Genomic DNA, 15,987 nt, shown 5'->3' with positions numbered 1-15,987 from the left:
CACCAACCCGCCACCGGCAGTAGGTGAGGCACTGCCGGCGGCTGGTTCCCCCCGGGTCCCCGGCCCGACCGCTCTGGTCGGGTCGGGGACCCGCCCTTCGTGCTCAGGTCAGGGCACGGTGCGCTCGATCGCCGCCTGGCCCTGCTCGGCCAGGTCGCGGCGCGCCTTGTCCAGGTTCTCCGGGGTGAGGTCCTGTCCACGGGCCAGCACCAGGTCCTCCGGCTCCCACTGTTGCTCCGCCCCGGTGCGGATGTTGTCCCCGCCGGCGCCGGTGCCCGTCCCGGTCGCCCCGGTGCCGGCAGCGTACGGGTCGCCGATCAGGTCGTCGGTGTCCGGCGCGAGGTCGTCCGGCCGGCTGTGGGGTTCGGCGAAGGACGGGTTGTCCTGGTCCGGGCCGCCTCCGGTCCGCAGCTGCGTGACGGTGATGTCGTCGTCCACCGCCGAGGCCACCTCCGGGCTCTCCTCCAACGGCGGTTGGCGATCGCGATCGGTCATGGTGCTGCCTCCTGTGTCCGACACGGTGCCTGATTCCCTCGCGTACCCCCTCGTGCCGCCCTCATGCCGCCCGGCCCGGCGGTCAGGTGCCGGGCTGCTGCTCGTTGGGGGCCGGCGGCTCCGCCGGGCGCAGCCACTGCCAGAGCAGCATGAGCAGGCCGAAGGCGAGCATCGCCAGCCCGGCCCACAGGTTGATCCGGACACCTTCGGCCTTGTCGATCTCGGCCCGACTGTCGAAGACGCCGATCAGCGTCACGATCACCCCGTAGGCGACGAAGAGGCCACCGATCACCCGGCGGATGTCGAACAGTCGGGCGGCTGCGGAACGCCGCTGCTCCGCCTGCGTCTCGTCGATCAGCGGGTCCTTCGCCGGCTGGCCGTCGTTGCTCATCTGCCCAACCCCTTTTCCTAGAAGACCGGGATGTAGAAGAGGGCGGCCAGCGCGACCGCGATCACGCCGAGCAGCACCGGGGAGCGGTACCAGACAGCGTCTCCGGCGAGCACGTCACCCTTGAGGTCGACGCCCCCCATGCCGTACACCAGCCCGCGCAGTTCCTCGTCGCGCTTCGGGGCGGTGAGCGGGGTGAGGACCACCGCGACGATCGCCACCGTGACGAACGCGATTCCCGCGCCCCAGAAGCTCTCTTCCAGGTCCGAGTTGAAGTCGATCACGCCGCCCTTGTAGAGCAGGTAGGTCGCCAGCGACGCCAGGGTGCCCAGCAGCAGCGACCAGAAGCCGGCCAGTGCGCTCATCCGCTTCCAGAACATGCCGATGATGAAGGTGGCGAACAGCGGCGCGTTGAACAGCGAGAAGAGCGCCTGGATGTAGTTCATGATGTTGCTGAATCCGGCCGCGATGAACGCGGTGCCGATGCCGATGACCACGGCGGCCACCGTCGCCCACCGGCCGATGCGCAGGTAGTAGTCGTCCGAGCGGCCGGGACGTAGGTACGCCTGCCAGATGTCGTAGGTGAAGACGGTGTTGAAGCCGCTCACGTTGGCCGCCATGCCGGCCATGAACGAGGCGAGCAGGCCGGTGACCGCGACCCCGAGCACGCCGTTGGGGAGCAGGTCGCGCATCAGCAGCGGGATGGCGTTGTTGTACTGCAGGTCGCCGCTCTCCGCGCCGAGCCCTTTCACCGTGACCAGGGCCACCAGGCCGGGGATCACCGTGACCAGGGGAATGAACAGCTTCGGGTACGCGGCGATGATCGGCGTACGCCGGGCGGCGCTCATGTTCTTCGCCGAGAGGGCCCGTTGCACCTCGGCGAAGTTCGTCGTCCAGTAGCCGAACGACAGCACGAAGCCGAGGCCGAAGACGATGCCGATCCAGTGTGCGCCCAGGGGGTTGGCCGTGCTGCCGGTGTCCTGCCACGCGTGCAGGCCCGCCTCGCCGAGCTTGGAGTCGGCGACCGCGTCCATCAGGCCGTTCCAGCCGCCCACCTTGACCAGGCCGATCACGGTGACCGGGATGAGGCCGGCGAGGATGACGAAGAACTGGAGCACCTCGTTGTAGATCGCCCCGGAGAGACCGCCGATGGTGATGTACGCCAGCACGATCGCCGCGCCGACCACGATCGCCGTCCAGAGCGGCCAGCCGAGCAGCGCCTGCATGACCAGGGCCAGCGCGTAGAGGTTCACCCCGGCGATCAACACCTGGGCGACGGCGAAGCTGAGCGCGTTCAGCAGGTGGGTGGGGCGGTTGAACCGCAACCGCAGGTACTCCGGGACGCTGCGCACCTTCGAGCCGTAGTAGAAGGGCATCATCACGATGCCCAGGAAGACCATCGCCGGCACCGCACCGATCCAGTAGTAGTGGACGGTCATCACGCCGTACTGGGCGCCGTTGGCCGCCATACCGATGATCTCCAGCGCGCCCAGGTTCGCCGAGACGAAGGCGAGACCGGTCACCCAGGCCGGCAGGGACCGACCGGAGAGGAAGAAGTCGACGCTGGTCCGGATCGCCCGGCGGGCGGCGAAGCCGACGCCGAGGACGGTCACGAAGTACAGGGCGAGGATCAGGTAGTCCAGCCCGTTCATGTTCAGCCGAAGACCGTCGCCGTCCATGCCGTCACTCCTCGTCCGGACCTCCACGCCGATGTACCGCGCGGCCTATTACCCCGGCCGCGCGGTTTCACACCCGGTGGACGAATCCGGTGAGTTACGGGCCGATCGGGCTCTCTGCCACAACGGGGGCGCCTCGGCTGAATTCGGCCGAGGCGCCCCCGTTGGTCGTGTGGATCAACGGCCCAGTACGCGGTCCAGGAAGTCCCGGTAGTTGCGCACCGCCACCCGCAGTTGTTCGGTGTCGGCCGAGCCGGCGTCCTGCCACCCGCCCAGCGTGGTCTTCTGCGCGGCCAGCGCCGAGGAGAGAGCCTGGATGGCCTCCTCCACCAGCGACTGCGCCTCGCCGGCCGCCGCGTGCGGATCGTCGACGAAACGCAACTGCACGTCGCGCCAGCGGTCCCGGAAGCCCTGGGCAGTGTCCGTGTCCAACAGCGTGGCCGCCGCGGACGCGACTGTCGACCCGGCGGGGCGCGACGTCCCGGCGGATTCCAGCGAGGTGCCGGTGTCCTCGGTGTGGACCGTTTCGCCGTCCGCGTCGGGGTCGACCATCTCCGGTGTCGCACTGCCGTAGCCGGCCGCGTCCGCGTCGGGCCGCGCGTCGACGCCGGTGTCGCGGCGGTGCAACTCGGCGGTCGGGTCGGCGCGCAGACCCTCCCGCTCGCCGTCCTCGGCGCCGTCGCCGGGCTGGGCCGTCCGCTCCGCGCGGGGATCCGGCTGGTCCTGGGGGCGCGGGCTGGCCAGCGCGGACGCGGCCACCGCGTCGGCCACCGTGGTCGCGCCGAACGTCGTCGGCAGCGGCCCCGGCTCGTGGAACTCTTCCGCGTCGGTGGACCGGTCGTCGCGCCGGTGGCGCGAGTCCCGCTCGTCGCCGGCCAGATCGTCGGCGGCGTCCCGTTCGGCGCCGTTCGCCCGCTCCGCGTCGGTGGTCCCGTCGTGGTCGGTCATCCGGTCGCGGTCGGTGGTCCGATCGTGGTCGGTGCCCTGGTCGTCGAAGGTGCCCCGCTCGTCGAGGGCGTCCTCCGGGACGTCGGAGCGGCCGACCCGATCGCCGGCCGGGGGTACCGGCACGGGCGCGGAGCGAACCGCCTCCGGGTGGTCGTTGCTCACCTGCTGCTCTTCCTGGCGCATCGGTGGCCTCCTCAGCGGCTCGTGGAGTCGTGGTCCGGGTGGTGGCGCTGTTCGGGCGTACGGTGGCCGAGCGGTTCCTCGCCGAGCAGGTCGGCGAAGAGCGCCCGGTAGTGCACGACCGCCTGCCGAAGCTCCTCGGTGCTCGCCTCGCCCCGGGTGTTGCGCAGGTGGATGTCGTGCGCGTCCCGGTAGTTGGTCAGCGTGCGCGCGTGCTCGACGGAGAGGTGCGCGATCTGGTCGGAGAAGTCCCCGGTCGGGTAGCCCCGCTCCTCGACGAGCCGGGTGACCAGTTCGTCGGCGTCGCCCACCGTCTCGCCGGGCGAGTCGATGAAGCGGACCTGGAGCTCCTCCCAGGCGGCGCTGTAGCGGGCCCGGGACTCCGGGCTGAGCGGGGTGAGCGAGAGTTCGGCGTGCCGGCGTTCCCGATCACGCAGTTCGCGCTCCGCGGCGGACCGGCTGTCCTGCTCGGCCACCACCCGGTCGTACTCCGGCCCGAAACGGTCGCGCAACGCGCGGCGGCGGCCCAGCGACCGGACGGCCACGGCCAGCGCCGCGACGACCACCAGCACGACGAGCACGATGACGATTACCTGAGTGGGCGACATGGGCTCCTCCTTCGTCATCTGGTATTCCCTCCACACACTGATCGCCAATCCCGATCCGGGACACTTTCCTGACGAGGGACGCAGCTCGCCCCTGCCGAGGAGGGACGCAGCACCGCCGCGCCGCTGAAACTTGACTGGTTCCAGAAAAGGCGCTTTGGTGGGGTGATGCACCCACCGGCCAGCAAGCCGACCCTGACCACCCGGCAGGGCCACCCAGTGCACAACAACCAGCAGCAGCGGACGGTCGGCTCGCGAGGGCCCGCGACGCTGGAGAACTACCACTTCCTGGAGAAGATCAGCCACTTCGACCGGGAGCGGATCCCCGAGCGGGTCGTGCACGCGCGTGGTTTCGTCGCGCACGGTGAGTTCGAGGCGTACGGGACCATCGGCGACGAGCCGGCAGCGACCTACACCCGGGCCAAGCTGTTCCAGGCCAGGGGCAAGAAGACCCCGGTGACCCTGCGCTTCTCCACTGTCATCGGCGGCCGGGACTCCTCCGAGGCCACCCGCGACCCGCGCGGTTTCGCCGTCAAGTTCCGCACCGACGACGGCAACTGGGACCTGGTCGGCAACAACCTGCCGGTCTTCTTCATCCGGGACGCGGTCAAGTTTCCCGACGTCATCCACGCGCTGAAGCCGGACCCGGTGACCTTCCGCCAGGAACCGAACCGCATCTTCGACTTCATGTCCAACACCCCAGAGTCGATGCACATGCTGACCTGGCTGTTCAGCCCGCGTGGCATCCCCGCCAACTACCGGACCCAGGACGGCTTCGGCGTCAACACGTACCGCATGGTCAACGCCGCGGGCGAGGGTGTGCTGGTCAAGTACCACTGGAAGTCGCAGCAGGGCATCGAGTCGCTGACCGAGGAGCAGGCCGCCGCCATCCAGGCGTACGAGCTGGGGCACGCCTCCAGGGACCTCTACGAGGCGATCGAGCGCGGCGACCACCCGCAGTGGGAGCTGAACGTCCAGATCATGAGCGACGAGGAGCACCCGGAGCTGGACTTCGACCCCCTGGACGACACCAAGACCTGGCCGGAGGACGCCTTTCCCCTGCGCCCGGTCGGCATGATGACGCTGCACCGCAACGTCAGCAACTTCCACAACGAGAACGAGCAGATCGCGTTCGGCACCGGTGTTCTGGTCGACGGACTGGACTTCTCCGACGACAAGATGCTGGTGGGGCGTACGTTCTCCTACTCGGACACGCAGCGCTACCGGGTCGGCCCGAACTACCTCCAGTTGCCGATCAACGCACCCCGCCAGGACGTCCAGGTCAACACCAACCAGGACGGTGGCCCGATGGCGTACGCGGTGGACGGTCGGGGCGGCAACCCGCACATCAACTTCGAGCCGTCCTCGGTGGCCGGTCTCCAACAGGCCGACGAGTCGTACCGGGAGTACCGACCGTTCGTCTCGGGCCGGGTCATGCGGGCGCCGATCGAGCGGCAGAACAACTACGGCCAGGCCGGTGAGCGCTTCCGGACCATGCCGCAGTGGGAACGCGACGACCTGGTGAAGAACCTGACCAACCTGTTGGCCCAGTGCGACAAACAGGTCCAGGAGAAGATGGTCTGGCACCTCAGCCAGTGCGACGACGCCTACGGTCGGCGGGTCGCCGAAGGGCTCGGCATCGCCGACGACGCCTGATCCGATCCGCCGCACGACGACGCCCCGCCGCCCGCGGCGGGGCGTTCGCCGTTACCCGGTCGGCCGCATGTCGGAGCGTCGATGTCGGCACGACGGGCGGTAGTGCAAAGGCCCTCGATTACGTATCCTGCCCAAGGCGCCCGCGCCGGTGCCCGGCTTCGACGCCGGGCAACGCACCCGGCCGGCGCGTTGCCCGGCGGTGCCGGCGCCCCTCCTGCCACCCCTGCACGGGCGAGGTCTGATGAGAACCCGCGACTGGCCGATCCGCTCCAAGCTGACCGCACTGGTCGTCGCGCCGGTGACCGCGCTGCTGGCCCTGTGGATCTTCGCTACGACGCTGACCTTCGGTCCCGCGCTGAACCTGCTCTCCGCGCGCACGCTGCTGTACGACCTGGGTCGTCCCGGCGAGGCGGTGGTCACCGAACTGCAACGCGAACGCCGGCTGTCGGTGGTGCAGCTCGCCGGTACCACCGAACTGCCGGCGCTGACCGAGCAGCGTCAGCGCACCGATCGGGCGATCGCCGAGCTGCGCCGCCGGGTCGACGGGGAGGCGTTGCGCGACGCCGCCGACGACCTGTTGGAGGACCGGGTCGACCGGCTGGTCACCGCCCTGTCGGCGCTGCCGAGCGGTCGCGGCTTCATCGACGGCCGCCTGATGGACCGCACCGGCGTGGTCGGCCTCTACAGCGGGATGGTCTCCGCGGCCTTCCAGGCGTTCTCCGCGATGGCGAACCTGACCGATCCCGCCATCAACAGGCAGGCTCTGGCGCTCACCGCGCTGGGCCGATCCCGAGAGCTGCTCGGCCAGACCGACGCCATGCTGGCCGGGGTGCTGACCACCGGCCGGTTCGCCGCGGGTGAGCACGCCCAGCTCGTACAGATGATCGGCAACCAGCGGTGGCTCACCGACAGCGCGGTGGCCGACCTGCCCGAGGCGGGGCGCGCGGCGTACCAGCGGCTGAGCGAAAGCCCGGACTTCACCAGCGTGCGCGCCATGCAGGACGCGTTGATCGGGGCCAACAGGTCAGGCCGGCCGCCGGTGGACGCGGCGAGCTGGCAGGCCGGCCACGACGCCGTCCAACAGCAGTTGCGCGACTTCGAGCTGGACGAGGCCGACAACCTCGCCGACCGCTCGGTGCCGATGGCGGTCGGGATCCTGGCCCGGCTGGCCGCAGCCGGGGTGCTCGGGCTCGTCGCCGTGGTGGTCTCGGTGCTGGTGGCGTTGCGGGTCGGTCGCACCCTGGTCCGGCGGCTCAGCAGCGTCCGCACCGCCGCGCTCGACCTGGCCGAGCACCGTCTGCCGGACGTGGTGACCCGGCTGCGCCGGGGTGAGCAGGTGGACGTCGCCCGGGAGGCGCCGCCCCTGGAGTACGGCCACGACGAGATCGGCGAGGTCGGGCGCGCCTTCACCGAGGTGCAGCGCACCGCCGTCCAGGCCGCGGTGGACGAGGTCACCCTGCGTCGCGGGCTCAACGAGGTCTTCCTCAACATCGCCCGACGCAGCCAGAGCCTGGTCCATCGCCAGCTGCACCTGCTGGACCGGATGGAGCGCCGCGCGGAGGATCCGGACGAGTTGGCCCAGCTGTTCCAGGTCGACCACCTGGCGACCCGACTCCGTCGGCACGCCGAGGACCTGGTCATCCTCGCCGGCTCCGCGCCCGGCCGCGGTTGGCGGAACCCCGTCGCGATGGTCGACCTGATCCGCGGCGCGATCTCCGAGGTCGAGGCGTACGACCGGGTGGACATCGCCGCCGTGCAGCCGGCCGGAGTGCTGGGCCGAGCGGTCGGCGACATCATCCACCTGCTCGCCGAGGTGGTCGAGAACGCCACCGCCTTCTCCCCGCCGGACACCCGCGTCACCGTCGTCGGGGAACAGGTGGCCAACGGGTACGCCCTGGAGATCACCGATCAGGGGCTGGGGATGTCCGCCGCTGCGCTGGAGACCGCCAACACCCGGCTGGCCAGCTCACCGGAGTTCGACCCGGCGCAGAGCGCCCGCCTCGGCCTGTTCGTGGTGGCCCGGCTCGCGGCCCGGCACAACGTACGGGTGCGGTTGCGCCCCTCCGGCGACGGCGGGGTGACCGCCGTGGTGCTGATCCCCAGCGACCTCGTCACCACCGAACCCCCCGCCGGCCCCGACCGTGCCACGCTGGATGCCGCCTCGGCCGACGCCGGCCGACGGCTGACCCGCCCGGCACGCCGGGACACCGTGCCCCGCGCCCGCACCCGCCCGACAGCGGCCCTGTCCGCCGTCGCGGCTCCGTCTCCTGTCGCGGCCCAGTCGGCTTCGGCCGCTGTCGCGGCTGCGTCGGCTTCGGCCGCTGTCGCCGCGCGGCCCGCGTCCGGGGCCGGAGTGTCGACCTCGGACACGTCGCCCGCGAACGGGCGCGGTGAAGCCGGGTCGACGACGCCCGGCGAGACGGTCGACGACGAGCTGGACGGCCTCCCGCGCCGGGTGCGACGCCGCACTCCCACCGCGCAACCCCGGTCGACCGTCACGGACACGCCGTCACCCCGGTCGCCCGAGGAGGTCCGCCGGGTGATGGCCGCCCTCCAGGCCGGCACCGCGCGCGGCCGCGCCACCGTCATCACCCCGACGGCGCCGGTCGCGCCGACGGCGGCGGTCACCCCGACGGCGGCGGTCACTCCGACGGCGCCGGTCACGAAGGCACCGGCGGTGCCGACAGGTCCCGCGAGCCCGGCTGCGCCCGCTGATCCCCAGCCCACCTCCGAACACCCGACCGCGACTGAGAGGGACGCCTAGTGCAGCATTCGACGAAGCAGAGCGCAGGCCTCGATTGGCTGCTCGACGAGCTGGTGCAGCGGGTTCCGGCCGCCCGGGAGGCGGTGGTGCTCTCCGCCGACGGCCTGCTCCTCGGCTGTTCGGCCGAGTTGGAGCGTTCCGACGCCGAGCACCTGTGTGCACTCGCCGCTGGTTTCTCCAGCCTGGCCCGGGGCGCCAGCCGGCACGTGGACGGCGGTCCGGTCCGACAGACCGTGGTGGAGATGGAGTCCGCGTACCTCTTCGTGACCGCTGCCGGTCAGGGCGCCTGCCTGGCGGTGGTCAGCGACGCCGACGCGGACATCGGGCTGGTTGCGTACGAGATGGCGATGCTTGTCATCAGGGTGGGGGAGAGCCTCTCCGCGCCGGCCCGAACGTCGGCCGGAGCCGGTGATGCGGACTGAGCCGCCCGGGCCGCAGCACGAGTGGCTGGACGGCGACGCCGGGCCGGTAGTGCGCCCGTACACCCTCACCGGGGGACGGGTACGCTCCGCCGTCGACGGTTTCAACCTGGTCGCGTTCGTGCTGGCCGGATCGGACGTCGACGCGGCGAGTCACCCGCACCTGCTTCCGGAGCATCGACGGCTGGTCGCGTTGTCCCGCCGGCCGGTGTCGGTGGCCGAGTTGGCAGCCGAGCTGGACCTCGCTGTCGGTGTGGTCCGGGTCCTGCTCGGTGATCTCCTGGCCGAGGGCCTGGTAGCGGTGCACGAGCCGCCGGCCGCCGGCATCCTTCCCAACGACGACATTCTCAAGGCGGTGGTCAGTGGACTCCGTGCGCTATGACCATGTGGGCACCAGCACCACCATCCCGCTGGCCCTGAAGATCCTCATCGCGGGGGGCTTCGGGGCTGGCAAGACGACGTTGGTGAGCGCCCTGAGCGAGGTCCGTCCGTTGCAGACCGAGGAGGTGTTGACCGGTGCCGGGATCGGCACCGACGACATCTCCGGAGTGGAGGGCAAGTCGACCACCACCGTGGCGATGGACTTCGGCCGGATCACCATCAACGACGACCTTCAGGTCTACCTGTTCGGTACCCCGGGTCAGGACCGGTTCTGGTTCCTCTGGGACGAGTTGGCCTTCGGGGACCTCGGCGCTGTGGTGCTCGCCGACACCCGTCGGCTGGCCGACTGCTTCCCCTCCATCGACTACTTCGAGCAGCGGGGCATCCCGTTCGTCGTGGGCGTCAACTGCTTCGACGACTCCCGCCGCTTCAACCTGGAGACCGTACGCCGAGCCCTCGACCTGGACCCGGACGTGCCGATGGTGCTCTGCGACGCTCGGGACCGGCAGTCCGGGAAGATGGTGTTGATCTCGCTGGTGGAGCATGTGGCCCGGCAACGCGGTGAGCCGGTGCCGACGGCGTGAGATCCGGTTAACGGCAGGGCTTCGTGGGCAGCCTCTGGTTGGATCAGCGGAGGACGCCAGCGGAGGAGTCGGACGTGAGTGGTCAGGATGAGGTTGTCCACATCGGTGGATACACCGCCCAGAGCGGTGGTCGGGGCAGCGGCATCGTCGCGGCGCACCGTGACCCGACGACCGGGGCGCTGACCCCGCTCGGCACGGTGGCGGTCACCGCGTCGCCCTCCTTCCTGGCGCGGCACCCCTCCCGACCGGTGCTCTACGCGGTGAACGAGTTGACGGACGGCGAGGTCAGCGCCTGGCGGGTCGGGTCGGAGGGCGCACTGGCTCCGCTCGGCAGCCAGTCCACCGGTGGCGCCGAGCCGTGCCACCTGGCGGTGCTGCCCGACGGCGGCCACCTGCTGGCGGCCAACTACGGCAGCGGCAGCGTCGCGGTCTTCCCGCTGGACGCGCAGGGCGTGCCCGGCGAACGCACCGACCTGGTGGTGCACGAGGGGCACGGCCCCGACCCGGATCGTCAGGACCACGCCCACGCCCACATGGTCTCCCCGGGTTCCGGCCGTGGGCCGATCTTCGCGGTCGACCTCGGCACCGACTCGGTCTACCGCTACGACCTGGACGACGCGACCGGACGGCTGGTGCCCCGCGCGCCGAGGATCCGCACGACGGCTGGCACCGGGCCGCGGCACCTCGCCCGCCACCCGGACGGACGGCGTTGCTTCCTCGTCGGTGAGCTGGACGCCTCGGTCACCGCCTACGAGCTCACCGACGACGGTGCGTTGCACCAGCACGGTCGGGTCGAGGCGAGCGGGCGGTCCGGTCATGTCCAGCCGTCGGAGGTAGCGGTCTCCCCGGACGGGCGCTTCCTCTATGTCGGCAATCGCGGGGTGGGGACTGTTGCGGTCTTCGCCCTGGCCGGGGCCCTGCCCGAGTTGGTGGCCGAGGTGGACACCGGTGGTGAGTGGCCCCGGCACTTCGCGCTGATCGGGGCGCACCTCTACGTCGCCGACGAGCGGGCGGACATGGTGCGGGTCTTCCGGCGCGACGCCGACACCGGTGTTCCCGAGGCGGTCGGTGAGCCGGTGCCGGTGCCGAGCCCGACCTGTGTGCTGCCGTGAGCGACAAAGCCGAGATGTGAGGACGGCACAACTTAGGCAACGCCACGGGGCTGCTTCGTCACGCTGTGTTGCTAAAAAGTGGGCAACTGTTTCTCCTGCGTAACTTTAGTCCGAACGGATGTGGCAGAGACGGCACCTTGTACGCAAGATGGTCACCGTGTCAGCAGGCCGCCATCGCATGCGTTCGAAACTCCACCTAGCAGCCGCCGCCGCGACGGCGGGTGTGCTCGTCGTAACGACGGGCGCGTGGTTCGGCTACCAGGAGTTGATCAAACCGAGCTGCTCAGGGGAGATCCGCCTCGCTGTGGCGGTCGCCTCCGAGCTCGCGCCAGCGGTGGACGCCGCCGCCTCCCAGTGGGTCAAGGACGGCGCGGCGGTGGGCCCGACCTGCATTCGGGTCGACGTCTCGGCGTCCGACCCGGTCGACGTGGCCGCCGTGGTGGCGGCGAAGCACGGAGCGGTCCTGGCCGGCGTGGGGCAGGCCAGCGGCACCGCCGTCAGCCCCGACGTGTGGGTCCCCGACTCCTCGACCTGGTTGCTGCGGTTGAAGAAGGACGCCACGGCGTTCGCCCCGACCAACGGCGCGTCCATCGCGCGCAGCCCCATCGTCGTCGCGATGCCCGAGCCGATCGCCATGCGCCTGGGCTGGCCGGACAAGAAGTTCAACTGGACCGACCTGCTCAAGCAGGTCAACAACTCCAGCGCGCCCCTGCGGACCGGGATCGTCGAGCCGACCCGCGACGCGGCGGGGCTGTCCGGGCTGCTCTCGCTGACCGCGGCGGCCAACGGCGCCGGCGGGGATGCCCAGCGCAACACCGTCGGCGCGCTTCGGGCGCTGGCCACCGGCCGCTCGTCGCTGCGTAACGACCTGCTGGCCCGGTTCCCGACCGCCAACGACGCGACGTCCATCGCCAGCGGTCTCGGCGCGGCGGCCCTGTCCGAAGAAGACGTGATCGCGTACAACAGCAAGAAGCCGCCGGTGTCGCTCGCCGCGCTCTACATGGAGCCGGCGCCGATGCCGCTCGACTACCCGTACGCGGTGCTGCCCGGCATCGAGCCGAGCAAGGCGTCGGCCGCCCGGGTGCTGTTCGAGCTGCTCACCAGCCCCTCGTTCCGCGACCGCCTCGCGGCGCAGTCGCTGCGCGGGCCGGACGGCAACTGGGGCGACGGCTTCAAGGCGCCGCAGGGTGCCCCCAGCCCGTCCGGCGGTGCGCCCACCGCACCGGCGAACGGCGGTAGCGCGGCCGGCGGCCTGGACCCGGCAGCCATCCAGCGGGTCGTCTCCAGCTGGTCGATCGCCACCCAGTCCGGTCGGATGCTGGCCGTCATCGACGTGTCCGGCTCGATGAAGGAACCGGTGCCCAGCGCCAACAACCGGAGCCGGGAGGAGGTCACCGTGGACGCGGCACGCCGTGGCCTCGGCCTCTTCGACGACTCCTGGTCGATCGGCCTGTGGACCTTCTCCACGAAGCTGGTCGGCAGCCGGGACTACCGGCAGCTGGTGCCCATCGGGCCGCTCTCCGCCCAACGGGCCCAGTTGGAGGGCGCGCTCGCCACCGTCAAGCCGTCCAGTGGTGACACCGGCCTCTACGACACGATGCTCGCCGCGTACCAGGCCGTGCAGGAGGACTGGCAGCCCGGCCGGGTCAACTCGATCGTGCTGTTCACCGACGGCAAGAACGAGGACGACGAGGGCGTCAACCAGCAGCAGTTGCTCGCCAAGCTCAAGCAGATCGCCGACCCGGAGCGGCCGGTCCAGGTCATCATGATCGGTATCGGTGAGGGCGTCAGCAAGGCCGAGCTGGAGTCGATCACGAAGGTGACCGGCGGCGACGTCTTCGTCACCAAGGACCCGAGCGAGATCGGCAGCATCTTCCTCAGCGCCATCGCACGGCGTCCACCGGCGCCGCGCTGATCCGACGCTCAGACGCCAAAGGGCCTGCCGTACCGGCAATCGGTGTGGCAGGCCCTTTTTGGCCGCCGGGTTGAAGAAAAGTGACGGCAATACGTCGGAAGCAATCGGCAGTCATAGTTGTCAAGGCAGGATGTCGACTGTTCCGGCATGGTCGGTCCGCCTCCGGTCCGACCCGTCAGCCGGGGCCATCCTGAACAGAGTGGGAGGGCCGGTGAGCGCGGCGACACTGTTGACCCCCGCCACGTCGGCGGAGTCGGACGGCCGTCCTGCCGGGCTGGTGGCCCGGGCCGACGAACGGTCCTACGTCCGGGTTCTGGTTGTCCTGGACACCACCATCATCATCATCGCGCTGCTCATCGGGTACGTCACCCGCTTCGGTGACGACGAGCCGACCGGCTCGGAGGTCCCGTACGTGTTGGTCGCCCCCGGGTTGGTGCTGGCCTGGCTGATCTCCCTCAAGGCACTCGGCTGCTACGACGACCGGGTGATCGGCTATGGGGCGGACGAGTACCGGCGGGTCAGCTCCGCCAGTCTGCGGCTGGCTGGTGCGATCGCGATCGTCGGCTACATCGCCGACGTCGGCGTCTCCCGGGGCTTCCTCGGCATCACCTTCGCGGTGGGCACCGTCGGGTTGGAGGTGGCGCGGTTCGCCGCCCGTAAGCGCCTGCACCGGGCTCGTTCGCAGGGCGCCGGCTGGTCGCGGAAGGTACTGGTGGTCGGCGACACCGCGCACGTGCTGGAGTTGGTGCACACGCTGCGCCGCGAGCCGTACGCCGGGTACCAGGTGGTGGGCGCGTGCATTCCGGACGCCCTGCTCGCGCCGGTGGCGCAGCGGCTGGGTGACGTGCCGGTGGTGGGGTCCTTCCGGGGCATCCCGGAGGCCGCCACCGCGATCGGCGCGGACACCGTCGCGGTGACCGCCTCCGGTGAGCTGACCGCCACCCGGCTGCGTCGCCTCGGCTGGCAACTGGAGGGCACCGGTGTCGACCTGGTCGTGGCGCCCGCCCTGACCGACGTCGCCGGCCCGCGGATCCACACCCGCCCGGTTGCCGGGCTGCCGCTGATCCACGTCGAGGCTCCCGAGTTCCGGGGCGCCCGAAAGCTGGTGAAGGGTCTCGTCGACCGGTCCGCCTCGTCGTTGGCGTTGGCGCTGCTGCTGCCGCTGATCGCGTTCGTCGCCCTGGCCATCAAACTGGACAGTCGGGGGCCGGTGCTGTTCCGACAGGTCCGCGTCGGTCGGGGCGGGCAGGAGTTCGACGTGTTCAAGTTCCGCACCATGGTGGTGAACGCCGACGCCATGCTCGCCGAGTTGACCGCCAGCAACGAGACCGACGGTCTGATGTTCAAGATGCGCCGGGACCCCCGGGTCACCCGCGTCGGTCGGTTGCTGCGCAAGTGGTCGCTGGACGAGCTGCCGCAACTGGTCAACGTCCTGCTGGGTCAGATGAGCCTGGTCGGGCCCCGCCCACCGCTGCCCTCGGAGGTGGCCCGCTACGACGGCGACGTGGCCCGGCGGCTGTTGGTCAAACCCGGCATGACCGGCCTCTGGCAGGTCAGTGGCCGTTCCGACCTGAGCTGGGAGGACGGCATCCGACTCGATCTCTACTACGTGGAGAACTGGTCGCTCGCCGCCGACCTCACCATCCTCTGGAAGACCGTCGGCGCGGTCCTGAACGGCCGCGGCGCGTACTGACCCCGCCGGTCACGGTTGCGGGCCGGTCCAGTCCAGGCAGACGACCACGGCGTCGTCGACCAGGTCACCGGCCACGAACGCGCGCAGGTCACCGATCAGCGACCGGACGGCGTCCAGGGGCGCCATCGGCCCGGTCCGCCGCAGGAACCGGTCCAGTGCCGTCTCGCCGTAGCGCATGTGCTGACCGGTGGCCTCCACCACCCCGTCGCTGACCACGAAGATCCGGTCGCCGCGCTCCAGCGGGAACTTCTGCTCGTGGTAGTCGGTCGCCTCGAACATGCCCAGCGGGAACTGCGCCTCCAGCGGCTGCTCGGTGACGTTCCCGTCGCGGAGCAGGACCAGTCGGGGCGACCCGGCGTCTACCACTGTCATCATCCCGGACCGCAGATCCAGCTCCATCAGCAACGCGGAGATGTGCTGCTCGCCCCGGTACAGGTCGTAGACGGCCTGGTCGGCGAGGGCGGCCTGGTCGGCCAGGCTCAGCCCGGCCCGACGCGCGTTGCGCAGCGCGTGGGTGGCCAGCGAGGTGAGCAGGGAGGCGGCCACGCCCTCACCGGTGCCGTTGATCGTAGACAACCAGAGCCGTTCCCCGTCGTCGGACCAGTCGAAGCTGTCGCCGCGCACCGCGTACGCCGGTTCCAACTGCCCGGCCAGGCTGAACGAGGGTCGGACCCTGCTGCGCCCGGGGAGCAGGTCCCACTGCATCTCGGCGGCCAGGGTGAGGCGCTGGCTGCGCCGGGCCGCCCGGTAGACGTCGGTGCCGGCGGAGACCGCCGCCACCTCGTGGGCGAGCGCGGTGGCGATGACGGTCAGGTCGGCGAGGAACTCCGGGTCGTCCGGAACGGGCGACAGGCGCAGTACCCCTCGACGCTCGCCACGCATCGTGACCGGGAACCAGGCGGTGCCGTCGGTGACAATCGGCGACTGGTGGTCGAAGGCGCGCCAGGCCGGATGCCCGGGGCTCGTGATCGACTCACCCTCGGTTAGTGGCAGTAGCTCCGCGAGTCGGTAGTCGACCTGGTAGAGCTCGACGTCGGTGATCCCGTACGACTGGGCGAGCACGTCCCCGATTCCACCAATGAGCCCGTCAGCGGGTGTCTCGTTCAGGGCGCGACGTGCCCGATTGACCGGTTCGCTCATGCTGGCTCCCTCGCTAAAGCTCGACCACCTG

The 15,987-nt window shown here is 70.8% G+C and carries 13 protein-coding genes and 1 pseudogene; 8 read left to right on the top strand and 6 right to left on the bottom strand.

The genetic code is table 11. The features are described 5' to 3' along the window. Positions 1 to 108 precede the first annotated feature (108 nt). The 5 genes and pseudogenes from O7631_RS32430 to O7631_RS32410 all read right to left on the bottom strand — a co-directional run bounded on the left by O7631_RS32430 (position 109) and on the right by O7631_RS32410 (position 4,295). Complete coding sequence (locus O7631_RS32430; RefSeq protein WP_278147707.1) at positions 109 to 495, bottom strand: hypothetical protein; 387 nt, start codon at positions 493 to 495, stop codon at positions 109 to 111. An 82-nt stretch (positions 496 to 577) separates the two neighbouring features. Next, positions 578 to 886 carry a hypothetical protein gene (locus tag O7631_RS32425; RefSeq protein ID WP_278147706.1) on the bottom strand — a complete coding sequence of 103 codons (309 nt, stop codon included), beginning with the start codon at positions 884 to 886 and terminating at the stop codon, positions 578 to 580. Positions 887 to 903: 17 nt separating this feature from the next. Then, positions 904 to 2,562: a sodium:solute symporter family protein gene (locus O7631_RS32420; protein ID WP_278147705.1), complete on the bottom strand. Its 1,659-nt coding sequence runs from the start codon at positions 2,560 to 2,562 to the stop codon at positions 904 to 906. A gap of 624 nt (positions 2,563 to 3,186) precedes the next feature. Then, positions 3,187 to 3,378, bottom strand: a pseudogene (locus O7631_RS33310) (hypothetical protein); the annotation flags it as partial. 323 nt (positions 3,379 to 3,701) lie between these two features. Continuing rightward, positions 3,702 to 4,295, bottom strand: coding sequence for a hypothetical protein (locus O7631_RS32410; RefSeq protein WP_278147703.1), 594 nt, complete (start codon positions 4,293 to 4,295; stop codon positions 3,702 to 3,704). A gap of 165 nt (positions 4,296 to 4,460) precedes the next feature. Here O7631_RS32410 and O7631_RS32405 point away from each other — a divergent pair, with 165 nt between their 5' ends. The 8 genes from O7631_RS32405 (at position 4,461) to O7631_RS32370 (ending at position 14,816) form a co-directional block, all read left to right on the top strand. Beyond that, positions 4,461 to 5,948, top strand: a complete 1,488-nt coding sequence (locus tag O7631_RS32405; protein ID WP_278147702.1) for a catalase — start codon at positions 4,461 to 4,463, stop codon at positions 5,946 to 5,948. Positions 5,949 to 6,189: 241 nt separating this feature from the next. Then, positions 6,190 to 8,712: a nitrate- and nitrite sensing domain-containing protein gene (locus O7631_RS32400; RefSeq protein ID WP_278147701.1), complete on the top strand. Its 2,523-nt coding sequence runs from the start codon at positions 6,190 to 6,192 to the stop codon at positions 8,710 to 8,712. After that, complete coding sequence (locus O7631_RS32395) at positions 8,712 to 9,134, top strand: roadblock/LC7 domain-containing protein (RefSeq protein ID WP_278147700.1); 423 nt, start codon at positions 8,712 to 8,714, stop codon at positions 9,132 to 9,134. The genes O7631_RS32400 and O7631_RS32395 overlap by 1 nt, the downstream gene beginning before the upstream one ends. Continuing rightward, complete coding sequence (locus O7631_RS32390) at positions 9,124 to 9,513, top strand: DUF742 domain-containing protein (RefSeq protein ID WP_278147699.1); 390 nt, start codon at positions 9,124 to 9,126, stop codon at positions 9,511 to 9,513. The genes O7631_RS32395 and O7631_RS32390 overlap by 11 nt, the downstream gene beginning before the upstream one ends. Then, positions 9,494 to 10,096, top strand: coding sequence for an ATP/GTP-binding protein (locus O7631_RS32385; protein ID WP_278147698.1), 603 nt, complete (start codon positions 9,494 to 9,496; stop codon positions 10,094 to 10,096). The genes O7631_RS32390 and O7631_RS32385 overlap by 20 nt, the downstream gene beginning before the upstream one ends. Positions 10,097 to 10,170: 74 nt before the next feature. After that, entirely contained in the window at positions 10,171 to 11,208 is a 1,038-nt protein-coding gene (locus O7631_RS32380) for a lactonase family protein (protein ID WP_278147697.1), read from the top strand. A 157-nt stretch (positions 11,209 to 11,365) separates the two neighbouring features. Further along, on the top strand, positions 11,366 to 13,123 hold the full coding sequence (locus O7631_RS32375) for a substrate-binding domain-containing protein (RefSeq protein ID WP_278147696.1): 1,758 nt from the start codon (positions 11,366 to 11,368) through the stop codon (positions 13,121 to 13,123). A 211-nt stretch (positions 13,124 to 13,334) separates the two neighbouring features. Further along, a complete protein-coding gene (locus tag O7631_RS32370) occupies positions 13,335 to 14,816 on the top strand; it encodes a sugar transferase (protein ID WP_278147695.1) in 1,482 nt (493 codons plus the stop codon). A 9-nt stretch (positions 14,817 to 14,825) separates the two neighbouring features. Here O7631_RS32370 and O7631_RS32365 read toward each other — a convergent pair whose 3' ends face one another. Next, positions 14,826 to 15,956, bottom strand: a complete 1,131-nt coding sequence (locus tag O7631_RS32365; RefSeq protein ID WP_278147694.1) for a PP2C family protein-serine/threonine phosphatase — start codon at positions 15,954 to 15,956, stop codon at positions 14,826 to 14,828. Positions 15,957 to 15,987: the final 31 nt, after the last annotated feature.

Origin of the sequence: Micromonospora sp. WMMD967 (assembly GCF_029626165.1) — a bacterium.
GTDB classification, from domain to species: Bacteria; Actinomycetota; Actinomycetes; order Mycobacteriales; family Micromonosporaceae; genus Micromonospora; species Micromonospora taraxaci.
This window is presented reverse-complemented; position numbering and strand designations above follow the sequence as displayed.

What these genes read in the sequence shown, in the direction of transcription:
- O7631_RS32430 (WP_278147707.1), bottom strand. Translation starts at nt 495, where the DNA reads ATGACCGATCGCGATCGCCAACCGCCGTTGGAGGAGAGCCCGGAGGTG.
- O7631_RS32425 (WP_278147706.1), bottom strand. Translation starts at nt 886, where the DNA reads ATGAGCAACGACGGCCAGCCGGCGAAGGACCCGCTGATCGACGAGACG.
- O7631_RS32420 (WP_278147705.1), bottom strand. Translation starts at nt 2,562, where the DNA reads ATGGACGGCGACGGTCTTCGGCTGAACATGAACGGGCTGGACTACCTG.
- O7631_RS32410 (WP_278147703.1), bottom strand. Translation starts at nt 4,295, where the DNA reads ATGTCGCCCACTCAGGTAATCGTCATCGTGCTCGTCGTGCTGGTGGTC.
- O7631_RS32405 (WP_278147702.1), top strand. Translation starts at nt 4,461, where the DNA reads ATGCACCCACCGGCCAGCAAGCCGACCCTGACCACCCGGCAGGGCCAC.
- O7631_RS32400 (WP_278147701.1), top strand. Translation starts at nt 6,190, where the DNA reads ATGAGAACCCGCGACTGGCCGATCCGCTCCAAGCTGACCGCACTGGTC.
- O7631_RS32390 (WP_278147699.1), top strand. Translation starts at nt 9,124, where the DNA reads ATGCGGACTGAGCCGCCCGGGCCGCAGCACGAGTGGCTGGACGGCGAC.
- O7631_RS32365 (WP_278147694.1), bottom strand. Translation starts at nt 15,956, where the DNA reads ATGAGCGAACCGGTCAATCGGGCACGTCGCGCCCTGAACGAGACACCC.